Below are 23,255 nucleotides of genomic sequence, written 5' to 3'. Positions count from 1 at the left end.
GTTCCGGCGCCTGCGGCTATTTGCCTGTATGTCAGTATTTTACCCGATAAAGGCAGGGCGCTAGAGTCCCCTCTACGCGCTTACCCACATTTCCGAAAGGCTCACCAGATGAGCGGAGTTACGCGCCGCGATCTACTTGTCGGCTCCGCCGCTGTTCTTGCGGCTCCTGCCTTTGCGGGAATTGCCGCACACCGGACATTTGCCGCCGTCGATCAGTCGATCGAGATGCACAACCTTACGCACGAGATAGTGCAGGACATGCCGACGCCCGGAATGATGGGGTTCTCAGCAGACGGACCGCCTCCGGTTATTCGGATGCGGCAAGGCGAGACGACAGCAATAGAGGTCCGCAACAGGCTGGACGAGGCCTCAACGGTGCATTGGCACGGGCTCCGTATCAAAAATGCGATGGACGGTGTTCCCTATCTGACGCAGTCGCCCATCGAGGCAGGCGAGAGTTTCCGCTACCGTTTTACACCGCCAGATGCTGGGACCTTCTGGTACCATCCCCATTGCAACACGCTGGAGCAGATGGCTCGAGGCATGACGGGCGTTCTGGTCGTTGACGATGCTGAAGATCCGGGCTTCGACCAGGATCTGCCGCTCAATATCCGGGATTTCCGGATCGGCAGCAAAGGCCAATTCCTGGAGTTCTACAAAGCCCGCAATACAGCGCGTGGCGGGACGCTTGGGACAATTTCCACGGTCAACTGGCGGATCGACCCTTCATATGACCTGCCAGCAGGGTCGCTGATCCGATTGCGTCTCGCTGTAACGGACCTGACACGTGTCGGGCATTACACCCTGAAAGGTGGCGAGGCACACGTCATCGCACTGGATTCCAATCCTGTCCCCGCGCCCATGACAATTGAAGCAATCGAGATGGGGCCAGGTCAGCGGGCGGATATCGCGCTCAGAATGCCAGACAGCGAAGGCGAGCAGGTCGAACTGATCCTGCGCAAGCCTTCCGGAGACCTTCGGCTCGCCTCCTTCAGGGCCACAGGACAAAGCGCCCGGCGACAGCTCGCCGAGTTGAAGCCGCTGTCCCCCAACCCGATCCCCGAGCCCGACCTCGCGAGCGCGGAAATAATGGAGTTTGTATTTGGCTGGTCCCCGGCCGGAGATGCACCAGCCAATCCGATCTGCGGAAGCCTCGGATATCTCTTCTGGTCAATCAACCGCATTGCCTGGCAAGGCGATACACCAGATCCGCTCGCTCCACTGGCGATCATGAAGCAGGGGAAATGTTACATCCTGCGCCTGCGCAACGAGACGCCCTATGACCATCCAATCCATCTACACGGGTTGACGTTTCGGCTGCTGCGGTCGAACAAACGCCCGATCCCTCCCTTGCTGACCGATACCGCGTTGCTGCAGGCCGAAGAGACCATGGAAGTTGCCCTGGTCGCGGATAATCCGGGCGACTGGGCCTTCCACTGCCACGTGATCGAGCATCAGAAAACTGGGTTGACCGGATTCATTCGAGTCGAGACCTGATGACAGAGACATAAAAAGCATCCTCGATGCTTCCGGAAGACTCAGGGCTATGAAAAATTCTCGGGCCACCCGATGGCATCCGGAAAATCTAGATTTTTCGACAAACACTTCGACACACATCGAAGCATATAAAGTCTCATCGCTGATAAGACACCGTGCAGTAACGCTCACGGAGGTCTCCAATGCTGCTCAACTATCTCTATTCACATTTCCTGGAAGAAAGCGCCTTTGCAGAAACCTGTGGCATACCGCTGCACGACTTGCTCAGCCTTATGAATCGACGGATATTTCCAGCGCCATCCTATATTTATGAAAGTAACAGCAGGTCGGTGTCGTTTGTCAGCGACTTTGACGAAGACGCAACCTATCGCTTCCATCTACGGGGTCATGAAGCCTGGTTCGACGCCATTCGCCTTTTCGGATTTGAAAAAGAAGAGCGTGCGCGCCGCTATTTTTTCAGCCGCTACGAGACAGCCAAGCAAACTTTTCTGACGAGTGAGCTTGGCCGAAAGCTTGCCGAGATTGTTCCAGACGTCCCGGAGCAATTCAATTCCAGCCACGCAGACATGACCTGGGAAAATTTCCTCAAGGGTGTTTATGGCGTCTGCACCCGGGATGGTCAGCCGGAATCCGTGTTTCTGAAACAGGCCGGCGTGATGTTCATCGAAGAATTGACGTCGACTGGTCCCGGCTCACTTGCGACACCAGAGCTTCGACTGCTTGCACAGGCCGTGACATTGCTGGACAGAGTAGAGTCGGAGTTTGCCCCACACGAAGCCCTTCATGCATCGCGCCAGCGCTGCATTGTAGACGTACAATCCAAATTTCTGGATAAAGCGGCTGCTTGAGCAAAAGATCCAACGACTCTGCAACTGACGCTCCATTAAGACAAACCCCGCCAGGATAGACGGGGTTTGTCGTTGCTTGGAGTGAGTCCGGCACCGTCATCTCACCGCAGATGGAACAACGGATCAGCCGTTAAGGCCGCCCATCAGCAGGTACTTGATCTCGAGATAATCATCGAGGCCGTATTTCGAGCCTTCCCGGCCAAGACCGGATTCCTTTACGCCACCGAAGGGAGCGACTTCGGAGGACAGGATGCCCTCATTGATCGCGACCATGCCGTATTCCAGCGCTTCCGCCACCCGCCAAACCCGGCCGAGATCACGGGCATAGAAATAAGAGGCAAGGCCGAATTCGGTATCGTTGGCCAACTCGATCACCTCTTCCTCCGTCTTGAAACGGAAAAGCGGGGCCACCGGACCAAAGGTTTCCTCGCGGAAGATTGCCATGTCACGGTTTGCTTCGGTCAGTACAGTCGGCTCATAGAACAGCGCGCCGATATCGCTGCGGGAGCCGCCAGCGGCAACCTTCGCACCCTTGGCAACTGCATCCTGCACATGCTCTTCGACCTTATCGACTGCCGCCGCCTCGACCAGCGGGCCGACGACGACACCGTCATCGAAGCCGTTGCCCATCTTCATCGCTTTTGCCGCCGCTGCAAACTTCTCGGCGAACGCGTCATAGATACCGTCCTGCACGAAAATCCGGTTAGCACAGACGCAAGTCTGACCCGCATTACGGAATTTGCAGATGATCGCGCCCTTTACGGCTTCATCGATATCCGCATCGTCGAAGATGATCAGCGGCGCATTGCCGCCAAGCTCCATGGAGACCTTCTTTACCGTCGAAGCCGACTGCGCGATCAACGTCTTGCCGACCTCGGTTGAGCCGGTGAAGGTGATCTTGCGAACCAGCTTGCTGTGCGTCAGCTCATTACCGATGGCGGACGAACTGGCACCGCAGACGACGTTGAAAACGCCTTTCGGGATGCCCGCCCGTTCTGCCAGAACCGCAAGCGCGATGGCGGAGAACGGCGTCATCTTGGCCGGCTTGGAGACGAAGGTGCATCCCGCCGCCAGCGCCGGAGCAGCCTTGCGGGTGATCATCGCGTTCGGGAAGTTCCATGGCGTGATCGAACCGACGACACCGACCGGCTGCTTCAACACGACGATCCGCTTGCCGTCGGCGGTGTTTGGAATAATATCGCCGTAGATCCGCTTCGCTTCCTCGGCATAGAACTCGACATACGAGGCGCCGTAAGCGATCTCGCCCATGGCCTCAGCTAGCGGCTTGCCCTGTTCGGCGGTCATGATGATGCCAAGATCGCGCTGGTTCTCCATCATCAGGTCGAACCATTTGCGCAAAATGGCTGAGCGCTCTTTCGCCGTCTTGGCCCGCCATTCGGGCCAGGCCGCATTTGCAGCAGCAATCGCGCGGCGCGTCTCGTCTGCACCCATGTCAGGGATCGTACCCACCACAGCGCCCGTCGCCGGGTCTGTCACATCGACCTTGCCGCTGCCATCAGCATCAACCCAGGCGCCATCGATGTAGCCCTGCTCACAGAACAGGGAAGGATCGGAAAGTTTGCTTCTGATATCCATAAGGGGCTCCTCCCTCTTTCAACCGGTAGCCGACAGCCGTCTCCAGCCGGGCATCACCGGACCATTACCCCCCGACACATACTGAACAGGCGCCGGGAAACGTCAAAAAATTGAGTCCTAACAGAGCACGCTATCAGGCCACGTGATTTCGTTCGTGAGACCTTGCCCCAGCCGGCACAAGCCCTAGGCTTCCAAGATGACCGAGCGCAGGCACCGTACGGTCAATACCGGCAAGGCGCAGCATGTGCCAGGCCAGCACCTGGTTACTGCACAGGAACGGTTTTCCCGTGCGACGCTCTACCTCCTGAATGACAGATGCTGCACGCAGATTGGTGCAGGAGGCGAAAACCGCATCGACGGATGCGTTAGCCGCAACCGATAGTGCCGCTTCGATGATCGAGTTCAGCGAGATCCTCGCCACCGCCCTTTCCTCTTCTTCACCGAAAACCACCGCTTCGACGAATGGGCAATCGCTTTCGGCCATCTCAGTCTCCAGTGCTTCGGTGACGGAGCGAATATAGGGGCTGACCAGCCCCAACCGCTTGACACCAAGTGCCGCTGCTGCCGCTTTCAGGCCGGAGAGCGGGTTCGTCACCGCGCTTTTCGGATGGGCGGTACGGACCAGTTCAGCGACTCTCTCTTCACCAAGCAACGTCGATGCGGATGTACAGCCATAGCCTACGACCGAAAGCGGTGTGTCCTGCGGAAGCAGAGCAGCCGAACCCGGAATGCGCTCTTCCATCTGCCGCAGCGTTTCAGGCGTCACGTTCGGAGCGCTCTCGATACGGCTGTGGTAAAGCGCGATGGAAGCGTCGGCGGCGAAGAGCCGGAAATCCTGCTCGATCGTTTCATCCGTCTTCAGCACAATCAGCCCGATCCGATATTGCCAGGGCAAGTCCGCATCAATTTCGTGATCGCGCATGGTGGCCTCGTTAGAGAAAATCCAGGACAGGGTTCATATTGCGCCGGAAAGCACAAACCCCGAGCCAGAGTTGTAAACAGATTTCCTTTTTCCTACACCCGATCCACACTGATTTCCAAAGCGAAACCGGAACTGGATGGTTTATGCAATGGGCGATCAGCCAGAAACAATGCGCGCTGTCCTGTTGACCGGGCATGGCGGATACGACCAGCTCAGTTATCGCACCGATGTCCCTGTTCCAAAGCCCGGACCACATGACGTTCTGGTGCGTGTCGAGGCTGCAGGGGTGAACAACACTGATATCAACACACGAATTGGCTGGTACTCGAAAGGCGACGGCGATCCGGACGATGCCGGTTGGGGCGGCTCAGCGCTTGAACTTCCGCGTATCCAAGGAGCCGATATCGCCGGACATATCGTTTCCGTGGGGGCCAATGTCGATCCCGGACGAGCAGGTGAGCGGGTTCTGGTCGAACCCTGCCTGCGGGAATTGCACGGTGAAACGGTCCAGAATTTTGCTTATGTCGGCTCGGAATGTGACGGCGGTTTTGCCGAATACGCCGTTGTCCCGGCCCGGCACGCGCATTCGATAAAGACCGATCTCAGCGATGTCGAACTGGCGTCTTTCCCCTGTTCTTATTCAACCGCTGAAAACATGCTCACACGTGCCAGAGTTACGTCCAGTGACCGGGTTCTGGTAACCGGAGCCTCGGGCGGCGTTGGCTCGGCAACAATCCAGCTCGCGAGGGCTCGCGGCGCTGAAGTAATCGCGGTCACCAGCCGGTCGAAAGCGGAGGGGCTGCGCGCGCTCGGTGCCATGGAAACCATTGGCCGGGAAACAAGACCGACAGAAATTCTGGGCCATGACGCTGTCGATGTCGTTGTCGATCTGGTCGGCGGCGCGCATTGGCCGGATCTGCTCGACCTCATGAGGCCAAGCGGACGCTATGCCGTCGCCGGCGCAATCGGCGGCCATACCGTCCCGCTCGATCTGCGGACGCTTTACCTGAAGGATCTGAGTTTTTTCGGATGCACCGGTCTGGAGCCGGAAGTCTTCTCCAACCTTGTCCGCATCATCGAAACCGGCGCGATCCGCCCCCTCGTCGCGGCAACCTATCCACTCCGCGATATCGTATCGGCGCAGAGAGCTTTTTCGGAAAAATCCCACACCGGAAAGATCGTTCTCGACGTCGCGGGGAGTGGCTAGGTTACGACTGGAATCTCAGGGGACGCACGGCGCGTGATGAGTTCTGCGCCATGCTCACCGATGAAGATATTCTCTTCATGAACCATCATTTTGCCCGGCGCATATTCAAGCCCAGGCTCAAGGGTGAGGACCATGCCAGGCTCCAGCACCGTCATGTCGGTTGCCGTAATCGACGGCCATTCGGTCAGTTGCATGCCAAGACCGTGCCCGAGCCGGCCAACATCGCCGACCTGGGCACCGCCCGCCTCCAGCACGTCCGCCATCGCCCGAAAGAGATCGGCACAGGTCGCGCCGGGCCGGGCCGCCGCCAGTCCTGCATCGGTCGCGGCATAAGCAGCCGCATAGGCAGAACGCACATCATCGGACGGCGTTCCAATGGCAAAGTTACGGTCAAAGTCACAGAAATAGCCGTCGTGCATGCTGCCCGTATCGAGGATCAGCACGTCTCCGCCGGTGATCTTGCGATCCGTCGGTGGCGAGATGATATCGCCATACCCTCTGGGTCCGGCCCCGCCGACCAGATAGGACACGTCATCCACGCCCGCTTTCAGGCAGGAGATCTTGAACTTGCGGAAAACCTCCCGCTCGCTCATCCCCACGCTGAGCCAGGATGACCAGTTCTCGAACACGCCTGACACCATCTGGCAGGCTGTCCGGATCTTTCCGACTTCGGCCTCCGACTTGATCATGCGAAGACGCCGATGGATGCCTCCATCATCCCGAAACACCGCATCCGGCAAAGACGATCGGAGCGCCGCATAGTCCGAGAGAGGCAATCGAAGATGGGTTTCAGGGCCGGATGGAATGCCAATGACCGGTTTGTCTCCACCCAGCTCCGTGATCGTCTCCGCCAGCAGAGACAGCCCCTCATCCTCGGGGCACGGGGAGGACCAGGTTCGGATGTCGTCGAGCCAGGTCCGCTCCATTGCAGCGGCACCGATACCCGGGATCACTGCCACCGGTTTGCCCGCACGCGGCACGAGCAGAAACCAAGGGCGCGTCGGGCTTTGCCAGAACTGGGTAAGGAAACCGCTGAAATAACGCACTTCCGGCTCTGTGGTCAGCAGCAGCAGGTCGAGCCCCTCCGCCGCCGTCAGACCCTGCGCGCGTGCAACCCGTGCCTCGAGTTCAGAGACGGGGAAGCCGCGCATCGCGCTCATGCCGCCAGATCGCCGACAATCGATTTGTAGATTTCGGGGTCCGTCGCGCCTTCGCTGCCGATCAGCAGTATCCGACTGTCCGGCCCGAGCCCGAGCTGTTCCTTGAGAGCAGGGTTCGCGGCCGCCGCCAACAGACCAACCAGCCCCGCGACACCGGATTCACCACCCGTAATCTTCGCGCCCGCCTCGCCCGACGCCAGCAGACGCATGGCCGGACCGACGCCTTCTTCACCGACGGTGATGTAATCGGTGCAGCCGGCGGAAAGGATCGGCCATGCAACCAGAGACATTTCCCCACAGGAGAGGCCGGCCATCAGGGTTTCCTCGTGGATCGGCACGATGGCGGGTTTATCCTGCCGGGCGCTCTCAATGGCGCAGGCGGCAAGGTCCGGCTCGACAATGACCGTACGCGGAGCTTTTTCTCCATACCCCTGCCAAAGCCGAGCTACCATCGCGGCGGCAAACCCTCCGACACCGGCCTGCACGAACATGTGTGTCGGCGCTTCTTCGGCCTGCCCCAGCACTTCGCTCGCCATCACCGTATAGCCAGCCATCACATCGCGCGGGATATCGAGATACCCCGGATAGGAGGCGTCGGAGACCACAAACCAGCCGTTCGCCTGGGCTTCGTTCTCGCAATATTTCAGTGACAGATCGTAGTCACCGTCGATCCGCCGGACATCGGCACCGAACGCTTCCATGGCCTGCTTCCGGCCCTGGCTGACTTCGGCATGGATGAAGATGACGCAAGCGCAGCCCGCCATCTCGGCGCCCCAGGCGACGGACCGGCCGTGATTGCCGTCGGTCGCGCACGTCACCGTCATATCTTTCAAGATACCGGCAAATTTCCCGGAGCGGATATCAGACAGTTCCGCATCGCCGTGCCCCTTCTCAGCCAACCATTTTCGGGCCAGCAGCATCACCGCATAAGCGCCTCCAAGAGCCTTGAAGCTGCCGAGGCCGAAGCGCGGTTCCTCATCCTTGTAAAGAACAGCCCCGATGCCGAGATGCTCGGCGAGCTTTCCGAGCGAATAGAGCGGTGTCGGCGCATAACCCGGCCAGGATGAAATCTCCGCAATGGCCGCTTCTGCCATCCCCGTCGGGAAATCAGCCTCCAGCGCACGCGGGTAGGTGCCACCGTCGGTGTCATGCGTCGCGTGCTGACGAAGCAGTTCCGGCGCCAAAAGTTCGCGTTCCATCGTCATCCTGCGGGCTCCTGCTTAAAATCAGTCTGACCGCGTTACTCCACGGTCACGCTCTTTGCAAGGTTACGCGGTTGATCAACGTCTGTTCCTTTTTCTACAGCCGTGAAATAGGCCAGCAACTGAACCGGCACCGAGTAGAGGATCGGCGCCACCATCGGATCGCATTCCGGCATCTCAAAAGACCATGTTGCGCGGTCGCCGAGCCGCTCGATCCCGGTTTTGTCGGATAGCAGGATCACCTTGCCACCTCGGGCGCGCACTTCCATGGCATTACTGGCGACCTTCTCAAACCAAGGGTCCATCGGCGCCACCATGATGACCGGCAGGCCTTCCTCAAGCAGCGCGATGGGCCCATGCTTCAACTCACCGGCGGCATAGCCCTCGGCGTGGATATAGCTCAGCTCCTTCAGCTTCAGAGCACCTTCCAGAGCGACCGGATAAGACAGGCCGCGGCCGAGATAGAGTACGTCGCGGGCCTTGGACAATTCATGACTAACAGGTTGCCAGCGCTCCATATCTTTCAGCACCTCACCAATCTGCGCCGGGAGATGTACAAGACTGTCGAGCACCCCGTTCAGCACCTCATCAGACGCAGTACCGCGCTTCCGGGCGAAATCTACGGCCATGGTCAGCAGAGCGACGAGCTGGGTGGTGAAGGCCTTCGTCGAAGCGACGCAGATTTCCGGCCCGGCCAGGGTTTCCAGCACCACATCGGATTCCCGCGCGATGGTGCTTTCCGGCTGGTTGACCAACGCAAGAATGTGCTGATCGGCCTCGCGGGCATGCCGCAAGGCCATCAGCGTATCCAGGCTTTCGCCGGACTGGGAGATGAACATCGCGGCTCCGCCCGGCGGCATAACCGGGTTGCGGTAACGGAACTCGGAGGCAATATCGATTTCGACCGGCACCCGGGCCAATGTCTCGAACCAATATTTCGCCACCATACCGGCGAGGAAGCTGGTCCCGGCGGCAACAATCGTCAACTTGGGCAGGCCGACAGGATCGAACGGCATGTCCGGTAGCGCGATGGATCTGTCCCTGGCCCGGTAGTACTGGAACAGGGTATAGCCCATGACTTCCGGTTGCTCATGGATTTCCTTCTCCATGAAGTGCCGGTAATTCCCCTTGCCAATCAGCGCCCCTGTCGCCTCGGTCAGACTGATCTTGCGCTCGACTTTTGCCCCGGTATCGTCATGGATTTCGGCGCCTGCACGGCGGATGATCGCCCAATCCCCATCTTCCAGGTAAGCGATCTTCCGGCTGAAGGGGGCCAGCGCCAGCGCGTCGGAGCCGATGAACATCTCGCCTTCGCCATAGCCAAGAGCCAGCGGCGATGCCCGGCGGGCACAGAGCAGCAAATCTTCCTCGCCATCAATCATCAAAACCAGCGCATAAGCGCCGGTTACCCGTAGCGCGATTTCCTTCATCGCCGCTTCTGGGCTTTTTCCGGCGTCGAGCAATTTTTCGAAGTAGAGCGCGACGATCTCGGTATCTGTCTCACTTTCCGGCGCTATGCCTTCAGCCGCGAGTTCCGCTGCCAGCTCCTGATAATTCTCGATGATGCCATTATGGACGATGGTTACCCGGCCGGCCCGGTGCGGGTGGGCGTTGCGCTCGGTCGGTGCACCATGCGTTGCCCATCGCGTATGCCCGATCCCGATGGCACCGGAAAGCGGCTGCTCGGTAACGGACTTCTCAAGATTGAAAAGCTTGCCTTCCGCCCGCCGTCGCTCGGCCGGACCGCCGTCAAGCGTCGCCACCCCGGCGGAGTCGTAGCCGCGATATTCCAGCCGCTTCAGCGCGTCGACAATTGGTCCGGCAACAGGCCGGTTCGCGATCATTCCGATGATGCCGCACATCCGTCGGGCGTCCTTTCAGTCTGATTTACGTTTACTTGGATTTATTTGCCGCCTTGCGGGCCGCCCGGGTCTCTCGGAACCGCTTCGCAGCTCCCTCGCCGACCGTCCGTTCGCCACGCACAACCGCGATATCATCCGGCCCCACATCGTCGCCGATCGTGCTTCCTGCCCCGATCAGGGCGCCGTCACCGATACTCACCGGCGCCACCAGTGAGGAGTTCGAGCCAATGAAGGCACCAGCGCCAATCTCTGTCCGGTGCTTTTCATAGCCGTCATAATTGCAGGTGATGGTCCCGGCGCCGATATTTGCCCCGGCACCAACGCTGGCATCACCGACATAGCTCAGATGATTGGCTTTGGCGCCTTCGCCAAATGTTGCGTTCTTCACCTCGACGAAATTGCCAATATGCGCCCCCGCCCCGAGATCCGCACCCGGCCGCAACCGGGCGTAGGGTCCAATCCGTGCGCCGTCCGCGACACTTGCCCCTTCGAGATGCGAAAAACTCTTGATCTCGACGCCTTCGCCAACAGTCACACCCGGCCCGAAAACGCAATGCGGCTGCACCACACTGTCCCGTCCGATCTTCGTATCGTAGCTGAGGAACACTGTCCCCGGCGCAACGAGCGTCACACCGTCTTCCATCAAACGGCGGCGCAGGCGATCCTGCATCCGGGCTTCGGCTTCGGCGAGACCCAAGCGAGAATCGACCCCCATGGTCTCCACCGGATCAACCCAGACGACAGCCCCCCGGCGTCCTTCCTCCAGCGCAAAAGCCAGTAGATCGAACAGATAGAACTCGCCCTGCGCATTGTGCGGCGCCAGTTTGCCCAGCCAAGCCGCCAGTCGTTTCCCGTCGACGGCAAGCGCGCCGCCGTTGCAAAGCCGGATACAACGCTCCTCGTCTGTCAGGTCCGGCGCCTCGATGATCTTCAGCAGGCTTCCAGCATCATTCAAAACCAGCCTTGCATAGCGTCCGGGATTATCGCTCTCGAAGCCAAGAATGACGAAAGCCGCACCATCCGGTCCTTCCGTCGCGGCCACCATCCGTGTCAGCGTGTCCTCGCTCAGCATCGGCGTGTCACCGAACAGCACCAGCACGGTACCGGTAAAACCTTCCAGCTCACCGAGCGCCGCGCGAACCGCATCGCCTGTTCCGCGCGGCGGATGCTGGATTGCTGTCGGGATCGGCGCCACGCTTGCCGCAACCTCCTCCTGCCCCGGCGCCAGCACCACAACCCGGCGCTCCGGCGAAAGTGTTTCCGAGGCCGCCAGCACATGATGCAGCAGCGGCCGTCCTGCAATCGGGTGCAGCACCTTGGGCAGATCCGATTTCATTCGGGTGCCCTTGCCCGCAGCAAGGACGACGACAGCAACAGGAGAATCAACAGAAGAGTTCATATACCGGCGAATTTCCGAGAGAGTCCAAAAGGGGTTAAACGCAGGGCAAAAATGCCACAGGGCATCGAGCCGAAACAGTCACGTTTTCTTACTCTTCACAACAGCTTGCTGTCAGGCTCCGGCACGGTCGCGTATCTGGTATCCGGCGCGACTGCGGGTCCGGTATATAGAGTCGTCAAATTCGGCACAATGACGGCGTCCCCCCGTGCTATAGCGATCATTCCAAGCAACAGAATGACCCGGCAAGCTCCATGACGCGCAGCATCTCCCACATCGTTTTCGATCTGGACGGCACCCTGATCGATTCCGTGCACGACCTGCGTGCCGCCGGCAATCTGCTGCTGGAAGAGCTGGGCCTCGCCCCGATCGACCTTGCGACCGCGCGCAGTTTCATCGGTGACGGCGGGCAGGTCTTTGTCAGGCGCTCCCTCGAACTTCGCGGCCAGTCACCGGACGCGGCCGCCCTCAGTGCCGCGACGGAACGTTTCATCGCGCTGTATGAGGCCAATGCCAGCAACCGGACCATCCCCTACCCGGACGTCCCGGAGACTCTGACAGCTCTGAAAGACAACGGCTTTCGACTAGGCATTTGCACCAACAAGCCGGAACGGGCAACCCACAAGGTGCTGGCCCTGCTCGGCCTTGACCATCTGTTTGAGGCCATTGTCGGCGGCGATACCCTGCCCGTACGGAAACCGGACCCGGCCCACCCTGCCGCAGTGCTCGAACGTCTTGGAGCCACGCCTGAAACCGCCTGCATGGTCGGCGATAACGAGCATGACGCCCATTCCGCCAAAGGCGCCGGCATGCCCTTCATCCTGATGCGCTACGGCTATGCCCGCACACCGCTGGACCAGATCCCGGCAGCGGCCCGGCTTGACCATTTTCGTGATTTGCCAAAAGCCATCGCATCGCTCGCTTGACAGCGCAAAGCCCGCCCCTTAAGAGAGCGGTCCGTCAAGCGACGGGCGCGTAGCTCAGCGGGAGAGCACTGCCTTCACACGGCAGGGGTCACAGGTTCAATCCCTGTCGCGCCCACCATTTCGTACTCTGTTTTATTCAGTACAAAAAATATCGCGACCCGGCTTTCTGCCGGATCGCGATGTCGGGAGTGAGCGGAACGCCCCGCCACGGCAACCCCGACAGGGAAAACAGGGCTGCCTGACCTGAAAGACTTATCTGCTAGAATCGGCTAATGGACTGCGGCAGGATACCGGGTCTCACCGCTTGCCTGTCACCGGTGTAAAAATCACTTGGCACCATGGCGTTTAAAGGGATTTTGAGCTGTTGCCCCTTGAGTAGTCTCGATAATATGGAATTTGGCCTAAGCGTTGCGGCAGTTTCAGTATCGCCAAGCGCCGTAACTAGGCTTTCGATTCTAGCATTCGCCACTTTGATCGAAGAAACTGCGCTAGCTGGATAGATCGCCGCGATGGTGGCCCGGTCACCGTCGGACAACTCTATGTTCTCTTCACTGTAGCAACGGCTATCCTTACCCGTTTTGTAGAACTCAGGTGGGAAGTAGTACTTCATGATGGAGTTCTTATCCAACTTCGTGCTCTGGACATTTCGGTCCCGGATAGAGCGTAGATTGTAGTCCACCTTCTTGCTGTTCCAGAAATTCGGCGGCCCAGCAAGGTGGGGATAGATCCGATCGAACGCGAAATCGTCCTCGCAGGTAGAGGCGGCATTCTGGTGCGCATGGCGCAGACCAAGTGCATGGCCGAATTCGTGTAAGACCGTCGCTCGCATCTCGCGGGTCGAGACGCCGGCAGAGGGTGCGCCCCATCGTCCAAAATTCATCGACTGCTCGCCCTGAGACGCGATCAAGACGGAATCCCGCCCGACCAACGACCAGTATCCGGTTGGCTCGAAACCGATACGGATCTGATACGACCCTGAGCGGTCATCACAACGATTCAAGGCAGGATAAAGCCCGAAATCAAATCTCACCCCAGTGTCAGCGCTTTCCCATTCAGACGCGTATTTAGCAATCTTCAGAAGCACGTCCGAGCGATTTGGAAAGAAGCAAACGCGGAGCGGGAACGAGCCCGGTTCCCATATCCTTTGCACATCGATGACTTGGCCCGCAGCCGACGCATTACCCAGATTGAAAGCGACATCGGCCTCATATGCCTCGATGCGGGAGGCTAGGTACCGGGGCAATCCTTCAAAGGTTCGTTCCTGACTAGGCGGTGATCCGCCTGTTTGAGACTGTGCTGAGAATGAGACAACCAGAGCGCAAATAATTCCGAGCGTAAGTGACCTCAACATGATGTTTCTCCTGTTTCGAAATAGAGCCATGCGTCATTTGAGAGAGGCGACACATGTTCCCGGGTCCCCCAGCAGTTTCAGAACGCCATCCGAGATAGTGGTGACATTTTCCGATTCTTTCTTGAGCATTTCGATATCGTCGATCGTCGCAGTCAGATCCGCCGTCCGGAGACTGTTTTGCCCACCAGGCGCGAGGCTCGCCGCGAGGCTGAGGTTTTCCTTCGCATCCTTTGCGTCCTTGATGCTGTCGTCGCCACCCTCCTTGAGGTTCCTGGCCTTTTCGGTAAGCAGCTTGTTGGTAGAACCGACTTGATCGAGCGCTGCTGTGAGTGCATCACCGGGCGTGATCGGAAGGTTGTCGACCTTCGTGTTGACCGCCTCGACGATGGTCCGCACCGCTTCATGTATTCGCATTCCTCGGGAAGCAATGGCTGCTGTGAGACTATTAGCAAGATCGTCCGCGTCCCTACGATGCTCCTTGACGGAATTGGCAAGCCGAGCGGTCTTGGCACCGGCAAGGGCTCGCATCACCGCGAAGGCAGGTGCATCGTTTTCACCCGACGGAGCCAACAACATGCCTGAGCGTGACTGCAGCGAGTTCAACTCGTCGCTACTCACCGGCCGATCAGCTGCTTGGGAACTGCGCCTCCCGGCGATCAGCTGCAGGCTTGTGATTGAGGTCACCAGAGCCCCGGCCGGGTCGCCTACAGTTATGTCTCTTCCTTCTGCGAGACTTTTAATGCCCGTAACTTCTTCTGAAGTCATCTCTTGCACGCCGAGACTGACCGTCGACATAACGCAGGCGATGGCAGTTGACCCTTTCCGGTATACAGCCTTGCGGTCGCGGAATGGCAGAAACGAGCGTCCGGCATAAGCAGTACCGGCGCCGAGCGCCGCGCCGTAAACCGCGTCCGAATGGGCGTCATAGATGCCTAGAGCGAGCCCGGCGATCCCAGCTCCCACCAGCAATGAGCCGGTCGCGAGATCGAATTGGTCCAGATCATCGGCGCGCTTGTTCAGCTCCTTGATCGTAAACTGGGCCATTTTCTTTGCGTCCGAAAAGGTCGGATTGGTCGGGAAAGGGCCGCTGCCGTCGGTGCCAATACCGACATGCGGAATCGAAGGGTTGGTCAATCCGCTACAAGCCCCAAGCGTCAAGCTGCCAGCGACGGCGAGAGATCGAACGGACAGGGTGAAAACACAAGGGCCGGGCCAGAGGCCCCGGCCAAACCATGATTTTTTCATTATTGCCTCCTCTTGAAACATCATCGGCATCGATATCGGAAAGCAGCTTAATTGCGCCCCCGGATCGTCTGGACGGGTCCATAAGATCAATCAAAGCGAGAGACGAACGTGATTTGAGCGTAAAACCGATGTGAGAAATGGCGAATATCGATAAAAATGAATTTCCAGCGACAAGAGGAAACTGCAAAAAGCAATACTTAATGTATTATAAAATATAGTATTTTAACGAATTCACTCGCGACCACGAATCAGAAACCCTGACTTTTTACGCCATTTTCACGATCTCCGAACGCTCGGCCTCCGCACTACGCATACTCTATCCACTGGCAAAATCGGATGGACAGGCGAGGATTTTCAAGCATGGCGAGCAAAGATACCATCCCAGTATCGGGAGATGCAGAAGATCTCCTCGAAGCACTGCGCAAAAGGGCCTTCCTCTCCGAAGAAAAAGCCAAACTGGTTCTGACCAACAATGCCCCCGCGAAGTGGAACACGATGATTGTAGCTGCGGGCGTCAAGTTCTTCTTCAGAGACGGAACAAACTTCACCGACGGTCCGCGTGAGTTGCAGCTGCCAACCGGAGACCGAACGGTCTTCTCCGGCAACGACCCACGCGGGTGCGTTTTTCAATATGTTGTTGCCACCCTGGTCATAGTCGATGACGACATTCCCGAAATAATCACCTACCGCGACGGCATGGCACCGGGTCAGTGCATGCAGCGGGCGACGATATCCCTGCAACTGCCGACAACAATCTCTGAAAGCAGTCTCGCCAGCGGACGCAAGAGCGCGCGTCTCGGCCTGAGCTCCGTAGATTGACAGTGATCATGCCACCAATCACTCAACTCAACCACAGTATCGATTTGGCCTGCGAGATGACTTGCAAGCGCCCCTCACCTCTCGAATTCGCCCAGCAAATGCATGATCTGCATACCCGTGAAAAACACTCTTTTAAAGAGAGTTTTAAATGGACTTCAGAATCATTTTGGTTGCAATCTGCATCCGGAGACACCAGCGAGCAGGCACACAACCCGCTCGAATTGCTGTGTCTAATTGGAAGGATGCCGAAACAAGATCGTTTGCGCACGAAGACATCAGAAATACTTGGCGCAGCCGCGCCGTATCGTGGCAACGAAAAGCTCGAAACAGCCGTCTCCACCGAGAGTGCACTGGCCAGTATCCAGTTAATTGGCCCAATGAGGGCAGCAGCCGCAGATGGCTCCGACATTCTGCCCCGCGGGCGCAAGACCAGAGCCTTGTTCGCGTTTCTCTGCCTAGCCCGAGGCGACCGCGTGTCGCGCAGCAAGCTGGCGGGTCTCCTGTGGGACCGTTCCAGCGAGCAGCAGGCGAAAACCAGCCTGCGCCAATCTCTTGCGGAACTCATAGCGATCATACCGGAACAGGTTAAGCCTCTTCTTGAGGTGGACCGTGAACATCTGCGCCTTAATATTTCATTGTGTCGAATAGACGTGTTTGACCTGCTCGATAACAGACTGGATGGTCCAGACTCTTTGTTCGACGATTTGCCGGAGATTTGCAACGAACGCCTGCTGGAAGATTTTCTCGGACTAACCGCGAGCTTCGATCAATGGTTACTCAGCGAGCGGGCACGTCTCGGAGATACCCTCCGGAAACGCCTTGAGATTGCCATCGAACAAGTGAACGAGAGCGGAACAGGGCCGGAAGTCCAGGTAATCGTGACCCGGCGGCTGGTCCGTTTCGACCCCACTCACGAGGTGGCCGTGCGAAACCTAATGAAAGCGCTGGTCCAGCTCGATGACCGGCCCCAAGCAAGCCGAGAATTCGAGCGCTGCCGTCAAGCCCTGCGCACACGCCTCGATCTTGCGCCATCGCAGGAAACGACCTCGCTCTACGAGTCACTTCGTCACGTCGTCACGAAGCGGCCACCGTCAGCAACTGCCGAGACATTTCTGCTAGAGCCCCGACGGGAACCCGGGCCGACCAAGGAATTCGCCCCCGCTTCACCTGATGATTCCATATGCGGAATCTCTTCCGGGCAAACCTTCCAAGACCGTCCATCGGTCGCCGTGCTGCCCTTCGTCGAATATGGAACCTCCGTCAACGAAACCTATTTCGGCGATGGCGTCGTCGAGGAAATCGTCAGCGTTCTGTCGACAGTACCAGAGCTCTTAGTCATCTCCCGCATTTCGACCCTGTCTTATCGTCAGGGTCTCTTAGACATGAAGGCAGTCGGCGAGGCACTTGGCGCACGCTATCTGCTCTCGGGCAGCGTCCGGCGCGACCGCAACCGGGTCCGCATCTCGGCCGAACTGTGCAATGCCGCGAACCAGACCGTACTCTGGAACGAGCGGATCGAAGGCACCGGCGACGACCTGTTCGAACTGCAGGATCGCATCGCTGACAGAATCATACGGTCCATCGTCCCACACGTGCGCGACGCCGAGACACGCCGGGCACTGCGAAAGCCGCCAGAGAATCTCGACGCCTACGACTGTTTCCTGCGCGGTCTCGATGCACTCTACAGGCTCAATCGCCCGGAATTCGAGCGCGCGGAGGGCCTCTTTTCCCGAGCAGCCGAACTCGACGATAGTTACGCCGCGCCACGCGCCTACAAGGCGCTCTGGTACAGCATTCGCATGGACCAAGGCTGGTCGCCCGACCCGACACGGGACCGCAACGCGATGAACGAGTTGGCCAACGCGGCACTCGAGCGCGATCAGAGGGACATTGCCGCGCTCGCGATCTGCGGACATGTTCGGGCTCTGCGTCTCCGAGAGTATGACAGCGCGATCGAACTGTTCGACCGTGCCCTTACGACAAGCCCGAACTCCGCCCTCGCCTGGGTCCGGAGCAGCCCGGCCTACAGCTATATGGGGGACGGCGCAGAGGCACGGCGGCGGGCGGAGATTGCCCTGCGGCTATCGCCGCTTGATCCTTGCCTGTTCTTCACACATTGCGCTCTTGGCCTCGCCGCCTATACGTCCGGCGATTACGACACGGCGGTCGCCTGGCATCGCCGGGCGTTCGCGGGAAATCCCAAATTCGCCGCCAATGTGCGGCTGTTGACCGCCAGCCTGTCCGCGTCGGGCCGCATCGGCGAGGCTCGAAAGATGGCGGCTCAACTGCTCGATCTCCAGAACGGATTCCGGGTCCGGCGATTTTGTGCCGGATACGCGATCCGGGACAACGGAGGCCTTGATCGGTTCGCGGCACATCTGCTCACGGCCGGGCTACCCGAATAGGGACTGAACCAACCTCGTCCGTAGGACGACAATCATAAAAAGGGGGACTCACATGTCTGGGTTAGCATCAAAAAACATGAACATGAACATGAATATGAACATGAGCTCAGGAGCGGAACAGAGCATGTTTCGGGTAGCCCGGTTCAACAGCTTTGTCTTCCAGAAGATGATGGATTATTCCGAAGACGATTTCGTCGCCCAGAACCCCGGTGCAGATCACCCAGAGTTCTGGCATGCCGACTTGCAAGCTCACATGTACCTGCGGGATTTTCTTGAGAGAAATCCAGGCTGGATGGACGAGTATAAAATGGCTGCGGAACGCGCAGGAGCACCGGCGCAACAGATGTCGGTCAAACAGCTCAAAACCCAAACCCTGCACATCATCGATGCAACATCGGAACGCGAAGGCCGGTTTGCAGAGGCGATTCACCAGGACGACGGGAACAGCGCGATTGGATACTGGCTCGGAATGATCGGCGTTGACCCCGTTCGCCACCCAGCGACCTATTTGATGATCCGCGTGGCGCGGCTGGTTGGTGAACATGTGGTGATGTGCCTCAAAGGGCATTACAGGGGCAGCAGGCCGTCAATCGTCTGTCCGGCGATCGTCCCGCTGTTCGATCCGCCGGCGACGCCCTCTTTTCCGAGCGGGCACGCGCTGCAGTCCTACCTGATCTCAAACGTCATCGCGGGAGCACTCTTGGAGTTTCCCCAAAGCAGTCCACCGAGCAACGAGGAAGAACCCGGCGCAGGTCCGCTCTACGATCTCGCCAAGCGCGTTGCATATAACCGGGTTGTCGCCGGGGTGCATTTCCCCTGCGACAACGAAGCCGGGCGCAGGGTGGCGTACCAGTGCTTCCTGCATCTCAAGAACATCCCCAGTTTCTGGACCGATCAGGACTCCCTGAAAGCGAGAGTACAGAGAGAGTTCCCACACTACGCCAGCTAGGCTTCTCGGGGCCCAAATCGGGCCCCGAGAAACGCGACACGCCCTCATTAGGAGACTGATGATGTTTGGACTTCACGTTAACGAGATGGCCGAGAGCGAACTTGAAAAATTGGTCACGGACTATGAAAGACAGATCATAATAGGACAGCCTACGACCGAGGGGGAAACGACAGTATCCGGAATTAAACCTGCCGCCCCGGAACTGCTGGAAGCCTTCGCAGAAGACAACACACGCACAATCATGCAGTTCAGATGCGGCGATTGGACCATTTCCCTGGTGCATGTCGACATACCCTCCTGGAAGGTGGGAGAACGCATCGAGTCGATGCAGCAATTTCAAGCCATCGCAGGGGCAGAGGGCTGGGTCGAGCGCAATGCTCGATTAAACTTCCTGCAGCTCCCGGTCACGGACCCGCTGCAAGAACAGCAATGGGCCCTGGAAAAAATGGGGGCACCCGCAGCCTGGTCACGCCTGGCAGAGCTTGGCCAAAACGGCACACGCCGTTCAAACGACACGGTCGCCCCTGTCAAGGTCGCGATTGTCGATTGGGGTGTGTTCACAGGGCACGAAGATCTGCGAAAAGCGAAAATCAGCGGTAAAAACATCCTGCACCCGTCGAAAAGCTGGAACGATGAGAATGGCCACGGCACGCTGCTAACCGGAACCATCGCGGCGGTCGCGAATGGTCTCGGCATCGTCGGCATGACGAAAGGAACGGAGATTTCAGCGCTCAAGTTCGTCGATGCCCGTTCCACGCCAACGGCGGGGTTGGCCGCCATTGCGGTCTGCGAGGCGGTCTGCAGCGGCGCCAAGGTAATCAACGCCAGCTGGGACATAGGCCACGACACTTCAGAGACTCTGCGACGAGCGATCAAGTATGCCGCGAAGAACAACGTAACCTTCGTCGCGGCCGCCGGAAACAGCGGTTCGAACAACGCTCGGGATCCGGTGCTTCCGGCAAGCTACAATTTCGACAATGTAATTCCGGTCATGGCGTCGGATCGGAACGGCGAGAAACCGGGCTTTTCCAACTATGGAAGCAACGTCGATATTGCCGCACCTGGCGTAGATATCATGAGCACCCATCCCTATTTAACCGACCCTGAAAATCAACCAGATGGGGGGCTAGGGATCTCCTATCGCAATTACTCCGGCACCTCCGCCTCGGCTGCGCATGTGACCGGTGCGATAGCCCTCCTCCTGCAACTCGATCCGGGCCTAAAGCCACGCCAGATCAAGGAACATCTCGTGGCGTCGGCAATGCGGACGCCGGATCTCGAAGGCAAGTGCCGTGCAAGCGGCTATCTCGACTTGCGCCGCGCGATACTTGGGCCGCTCGCCGTGATCGTCCCGCGCGGTGGCGAACGGCTCCGTCGCGGAACCCTCTGCGAAGTGGAATGGCGTTCGGACTATGAAACCGAACTCGTCAGAAAGCGTCTGCTAGCGGTTTTCGACCTGCAGACCATGACTACGGTAGGCACCCCCGTCGAAGTAGGGCCAGAGGGCCAGATCCATCTCGAACTGCCTGACGTAAAGGTCCGGCGCGCGGTAATCCGCATCAAATCGGACAACGGTCTCTTCCACGCGGACTCGAAGCCGTTTTCGATCATCTGAGACGGCGGAGCACTTATTGATACCCAAGCATGTAACTCAACGGGAGAGCACTGCCTTCACACGGCAGGGCGCACAGGTTCAATCCCTGTCGCGCCCACCAGCTTTTTCAATGATTTAGATCGAAATAAGCAGCGCTCTCTAGTTCAATTGAACCGGGGCTGGCAATTTTATGTCTCGCTAAACATCAGTTTTCATCAAGTTCAACGGAAACCTGCGCCCTTAGGCCCTGCGTCCACGCATTGACCGTATTGGTGCGCCAATACGAGCGAGCACCAACCTGAAACGTCTCGCGACGCAATTCGGAAAACGGGCCGAAGATCTCTGCTCTACCCCACACACCTGAGCCCCATTCTAACCGCGTAGATTGTGGAAATGGGTCTTTGCCGAGCAGGTGAGGAACGTCGTCAGCCCCTCGTCCGCCCTTTTCGGCAACTGCACCAGCAGCGTCTCATACCTCCCTAACGCTCCCGCAGATTGTTCCCCACGCCCACTTGTTACACGCCGTCTCCCCACCGACTCAGCCGACACAGTATGCGGCATGAAAATTACACAAAATTTTTCTTGTAATAAATTTCTACTCATAATATTTACACTTTAAGATTGCATGTTTTGGACATCACTCCAGCAACAAAAATTATCGCTTGGGACCAACATCCCAGGGAGAGGCAGGATTGAAGCCGATGAAAATGTCCAACAGCGTTAACGGTATCCACCGTTAGGTAAAATCAGCCCCGATAAGGCCGACTATCCGTCTCCAAACAAGCTGCAGAATCGAAACTGATTGAGCGCATACCAGCGCTCTGATGGACCGCACACATCCGATCAACCAAATGGAGAAATTTTCGGTGGGAAACGAAGAACAGATCGACTTTGAGAATAAACTCAAAACTGCTTACGAAGAATTCAAGGAGAAAGTCAGTGAAGCTGAGCTCTTGCGGTTCCAAAGCTTCATCAAATCCGTCCACGAGAACGCCTGGCAAGTTATCGAGGGAAAATCGGATAAGCTCGAATACCCAGAGTTTGCGTGGGCGCTCTCAATTCTGGAGCCTGAGTTAAGCAGTCTCCCCCCGCTCCCCAAGACCAAGTATGGTTGGATCAAACTTGCAATAGAATTAAGAAAATTACTGGAAGAGTTACCCAAGGTCATGGGCGACGGCAGCATAGTTGGCTTTGGCAAATGGGAACAGCTTGACATTGGCTGGGCTGAGTGCGTTCTCAGCTGGTTGAAGAACTATCACACACCATTCATTACGAACCCGGTTCACAACACCATTCCCGACAAAGTAAGTCTGTGCATTGCGGGAGACTGGGGAACAGGTGAGTGGCGGGAAGATCCCAAAGGCCCCTCACAGTTAGTCGGCGAGCAAATAGCCAAGCTCAAACCAGATATCACACTGCACCTGGGTGATGTCTACTATGCCGCTACGCAGACGGAGGAACAGAACAACCTCATCAATATCTGGCCATCCGGAAACGAAGGCTCCTACACGCTGAATTCAAATCATGAGATGTTTGACGGCCCAATTTCCTATTACGACGCACTGAATACGCATTTCACGAACCAGGGCGGGTGCAGCTACTTTTTACTTGAGAACAGCAACTGGCTGTTTGTCGGTCTGGACAGCGCCTATCACGCGGATCGCAACGATCTTTACCTGACAGGAAACCTTGGGGACGACCAAATCAACTGGCTCAAAGGCCTGCCTCCGAAACAGGGAATCATCATTACGTCGCATCACAACGGGTATGAGCTGAAAGGTGCCGAGATGATGGCGCTCTATTCTCAGGTGATGGATGCCCTCAACGGCGAAGATGGAAAATGCCGGTATCAGAACGTCTACTGGTACTGGGGACATGAGCATAATGCGGTGGCTTACAAAGACCGCCAAGCCAATGGTGCTACGCTTAAAACCCGCTGCATCGGCCATGGAGCGCTTCCCTATGGCATAGCCTCAGAGCTTGAAGGCCATCCCAAGGTAACCTGGTTTGAAACCCAATCCGCCAACGACCCGGACATTCCTCTCCGTGTGCTCTGCGGGTTCGCACATGTCCAACTGGACGGCGCCAAACTGACCGAAGCTTTTATCGGCGAGGACGGTTCCGTGCGATGGTCACAGGACCGATAGATACCCTCTCGGGTCCGACGGACAACCCAAGCTCAAACGTGCACGCGTGAAAGCACCAATCGTTAGCTTGCTTGCACAAGCACCTGCCCACCCGAACCTCCAGAACGTTTCGTTTCAAACGGAGGTTCG

17 protein-coding genes and 1 tRNA gene are annotated in these 23,255 nt (G+C 58.0%); 10 read left to right on the top strand and 8 right to left on the bottom strand.

Annotated elements, in window-relative coordinates:
• The first annotated feature begins 108 nt into the window (after nucleotides 1-108).
• Together ABJ076_RS14115 and ABJ076_RS14110 are read left to right on the top strand one after the other, a co-directional pair.
• Nucleotides 109-1,497 carry a multicopper oxidase family protein gene (locus ABJ076_RS14115; RefSeq protein ID WP_348194181.1) on the top strand — a complete coding sequence of 463 codons (1,389 nt, stop codon included), beginning with the start codon at nucleotides 109-111 and terminating at the stop codon, nucleotides 1,495-1,497.
• 182 nt (nucleotides 1,498-1,679) lie between these two features.
• Entirely contained in the window at nucleotides 1,680-2,345 is a 666-nt protein-coding gene (locus ABJ076_RS14110; RefSeq protein ID WP_348194179.1) for a DUF6058 family natural product biosynthesis protein, read from the top strand.
• A gap of 123 nt (nucleotides 2,346-2,468) precedes the next feature.
• On the opposite strand, the gene ABJ076_RS14105 is transcribed toward ABJ076_RS14110, so the two are convergent.
• Nucleotides 2,469-3,941 carry an NAD-dependent succinate-semialdehyde dehydrogenase gene (locus ABJ076_RS14105; RefSeq protein WP_348194177.1) on the bottom strand — a complete coding sequence of 491 codons (1,473 nt, stop codon included), beginning with the start codon at nucleotides 3,939-3,941 and terminating at the stop codon, nucleotides 2,469-2,471.
• A gap of 133 nt (nucleotides 3,942-4,074) precedes the next feature.
• On the bottom strand, nucleotides 4,075-4,863 hold the full coding sequence (locus ABJ076_RS14100) for an Asp/Glu racemase (protein WP_348194175.1): 789 nt from the start codon (nucleotides 4,861-4,863) through the stop codon (nucleotides 4,075-4,077).
• A 148-nt stretch (nucleotides 4,864-5,011) separates the two neighbouring features.
• Between ABJ076_RS14100 and ABJ076_RS14095 the strand changes: the two genes are divergently transcribed.
• Nucleotides 5,012-6,070, top strand: coding sequence for an alcohol dehydrogenase family protein (locus ABJ076_RS14095; protein WP_348194173.1), 1,059 nt, complete (start codon nucleotides 5,012-5,014; stop codon nucleotides 6,068-6,070).
• Here the strand turns inward: ABJ076_RS14095 and ABJ076_RS14090 are convergent.
• From ABJ076_RS14090 to glmU, 4 genes are read right to left on the bottom strand one after another with little or no spacing between them, the layout of a single operon-like run.
• Nucleotides 6,067-7,230 carry a Xaa-Pro peptidase family protein gene (locus ABJ076_RS14090; RefSeq protein ID WP_348194171.1) on the bottom strand — a complete coding sequence of 388 codons (1,164 nt, stop codon included), beginning with the start codon at nucleotides 7,228-7,230 and terminating at the stop codon, nucleotides 6,067-6,069. The genes ABJ076_RS14095 and ABJ076_RS14090 overlap by 4 nt on opposite strands.
• The gene (locus ABJ076_RS14085) at nucleotides 7,227-8,435 is read right to left on the bottom strand and encodes a diaminopropionate ammonia-lyase (RefSeq protein WP_348194170.1); all 1,209 of its coding nucleotides are present in this window, start codon (nucleotides 8,433-8,435) and stop codon (nucleotides 7,227-7,229) included. The genes ABJ076_RS14090 and ABJ076_RS14085 overlap by 4 nt, the downstream gene beginning before the upstream one ends.
• Nucleotides 8,436-8,470: 35 nt before the next feature.
• A complete protein-coding gene (glmS, locus tag ABJ076_RS14080; protein WP_348194168.1) occupies nucleotides 8,471-10,294 on the bottom strand; it encodes a glutamine--fructose-6-phosphate transaminase (isomerizing) in 1,824 nt (607 codons plus the stop codon).
• Nucleotides 10,295-10,325: 31 nt separating this feature from the next.
• On the bottom strand, nucleotides 10,326-11,693 hold the full coding sequence (gene glmU / locus ABJ076_RS14075; RefSeq protein ID WP_348194166.1) for a bifunctional UDP-N-acetylglucosamine diphosphorylase/glucosamine-1-phosphate N-acetyltransferase GlmU: 1,368 nt from the start codon (nucleotides 11,691-11,693) through the stop codon (nucleotides 10,326-10,328).
• A 251-nt stretch (nucleotides 11,694-11,944) separates the two neighbouring features.
• Between glmU and gph the strand changes: the two genes are divergently transcribed.
• A complete protein-coding gene (gene gph, locus ABJ076_RS14070) occupies nucleotides 11,945-12,616 on the top strand; it encodes a phosphoglycolate phosphatase (protein WP_348194164.1) in 672 nt (223 codons plus the stop codon).
• Nucleotides 12,617-12,659: 43 nt separating this feature from the next.
• A tRNA-Val gene (locus ABJ076_RS14065) sits at nucleotides 12,660-12,734 on the top strand.
• Between the two features lie 141 nt (nucleotides 12,735-12,875).
• Here ABJ076_RS14065 and ABJ076_RS14060 read toward each other — a convergent pair.
• On the bottom strand, nucleotides 12,876-13,967 hold the full coding sequence (locus ABJ076_RS14060) for a hypothetical protein (RefSeq protein WP_348194162.1): 1,092 nt from the start codon (nucleotides 13,965-13,967) through the stop codon (nucleotides 12,876-12,878).
• 33 nt (nucleotides 13,968-14,000) lie between these two features.
• Nucleotides 14,001-15,212, bottom strand: coding sequence for a hypothetical protein (locus ABJ076_RS14055; protein ID WP_348194160.1), 1,212 nt, complete (start codon nucleotides 15,210-15,212; stop codon nucleotides 14,001-14,003).
• Nucleotides 15,213-15,572: 360 nt separating this feature from the next.
• Between ABJ076_RS14055 and ABJ076_RS14050 the strand changes: the two genes are divergently transcribed.
• The 5 genes from ABJ076_RS14050 to ABJ076_RS14030 all read left to right on the top strand — a co-directional run bounded on the left by ABJ076_RS14050 (nucleotide 15,573) and on the right by ABJ076_RS14030 (nucleotide 23,126).
• Entirely contained in the window at nucleotides 15,573-16,031 is a 459-nt protein-coding gene (locus ABJ076_RS14050) for a hypothetical protein (RefSeq protein ID WP_348194158.1), read from the top strand.
• Between the two features lie 242 nt (nucleotides 16,032-16,273).
• Nucleotides 16,274-18,436: a BTAD domain-containing putative transcriptional regulator gene (locus ABJ076_RS14045; RefSeq protein ID WP_348194156.1), complete on the top strand. Its 2,163-nt coding sequence runs from the start codon at nucleotides 16,274-16,276 to the stop codon at nucleotides 18,434-18,436.
• A gap of 100 nt (nucleotides 18,437-18,536) precedes the next feature.
• On the top strand, nucleotides 18,537-19,385 hold the full coding sequence (locus ABJ076_RS14040) for a phosphatase PAP2 family protein (protein ID WP_348194154.1): 849 nt from the start codon (nucleotides 18,537-18,539) through the stop codon (nucleotides 19,383-19,385).
• A 61-nt stretch (nucleotides 19,386-19,446) separates the two neighbouring features.
• Entirely contained in the window at nucleotides 19,447-21,000 is a 1,554-nt protein-coding gene (locus ABJ076_RS14035; RefSeq protein WP_348198329.1) for a S8 family serine peptidase, read from the top strand.
• 803 nt (nucleotides 21,001-21,803) lie between these two features.
• Entirely contained in the window at nucleotides 21,804-23,126 is a 1,323-nt protein-coding gene (locus tag ABJ076_RS14030; protein ID WP_348194150.1) for a hypothetical protein, read from the top strand.
• The last annotated feature ends 129 nt before the right edge of the window (nucleotides 23,127-23,255 follow it).

This window comes from Nisaea sp. (assembly GCF_039990255.1).
Taxonomy (GTDB): domain Bacteria; phylum Pseudomonadota; class Alphaproteobacteria; order Thalassobaculales; family Thalassobaculaceae; genus Nisaea.
The sequence above is the reverse complement of the archived record's forward strand: the minus strand, read 5'-3'. Positions and strand labels throughout refer to the sequence as shown.

Coding starts and splice junctions, on each gene's coding strand:
- ABJ076_RS14115 (WP_348194181.1), top strand. CDS start 109: ATGAGCGGAGTTACGCGCCGCGATCTACTTGTCGGCTCCGCCGCTGTT.
- ABJ076_RS14110 (WP_348194179.1), top strand. CDS start 1,680: ATGCTGCTCAACTATCTCTATTCACATTTCCTGGAAGAAAGCGCCTTT.
- ABJ076_RS14105 (WP_348194177.1), bottom strand. CDS start 3,941: ATGGATATCAGAAGCAAACTTTCCGATCCTTCCCTGTTCTGTGAGCAG.
- ABJ076_RS14100 (WP_348194175.1), bottom strand. CDS start 4,863: ATGCGCGATCACGAAATTGATGCGGACTTGCCCTGGCAATATCGGATC.
- ABJ076_RS14095 (WP_348194173.1), top strand. CDS start 5,012: ATGGGCGATCAGCCAGAAACAATGCGCGCTGTCCTGTTGACCGGGCAT.
- ABJ076_RS14090 (WP_348194171.1), bottom strand. CDS start 7,230: ATGAGCGCGATGCGCGGCTTCCCCGTCTCTGAACTCGAGGCACGGGTT.
- ABJ076_RS14085 (WP_348194170.1), bottom strand. CDS start 8,435: ATGACGATGGAACGCGAACTTTTGGCGCCGGAACTGCTTCGTCAGCAC.
- glmS (WP_348194168.1), bottom strand. CDS start 10,294: ATGTGCGGCATCATCGGAATGATCGCGAACCGGCCTGTTGCCGGACCA.
- glmU (WP_348194166.1), bottom strand. CDS start 11,693: ATGAACTCTTCTGTTGATTCTCCTGTTGCTGTCGTCGTCCTTGCTGCG.
- gph (WP_348194164.1), top strand. CDS start 11,945: ATGACGCGCAGCATCTCCCACATCGTTTTCGATCTGGACGGCACCCTG.
- ABJ076_RS14060 (WP_348194162.1), bottom strand. CDS start 13,967: ATGTTGAGGTCACTTACGCTCGGAATTATTTGCGCTCTGGTTGTCTCA.
- ABJ076_RS14055 (WP_348194160.1), bottom strand. CDS start 15,212: ATGAAAAAATCATGGTTTGGCCGGGGCCTCTGGCCCGGCCCTTGTGTT.
- ABJ076_RS14050 (WP_348194158.1), top strand. CDS start 15,573: ATGGCGAGCAAAGATACCATCCCAGTATCGGGAGATGCAGAAGATCTC.
- ABJ076_RS14045 (WP_348194156.1), top strand. CDS start 16,274: ATGCCGAAACAAGATCGTTTGCGCACGAAGACATCAGAAATACTTGGC.
- ABJ076_RS14040 (WP_348194154.1), top strand. CDS start 18,537: ATGAGCTCAGGAGCGGAACAGAGCATGTTTCGGGTAGCCCGGTTCAAC.
- ABJ076_RS14035 (WP_348198329.1), top strand. CDS start 19,447: ATGTTTGGACTTCACGTTAACGAGATGGCCGAGAGCGAACTTGAAAAA.
- ABJ076_RS14030 (WP_348194150.1), top strand. CDS start 21,804: ATGGACCGCACACATCCGATCAACCAAATGGAGAAATTTTCGGTGGGA.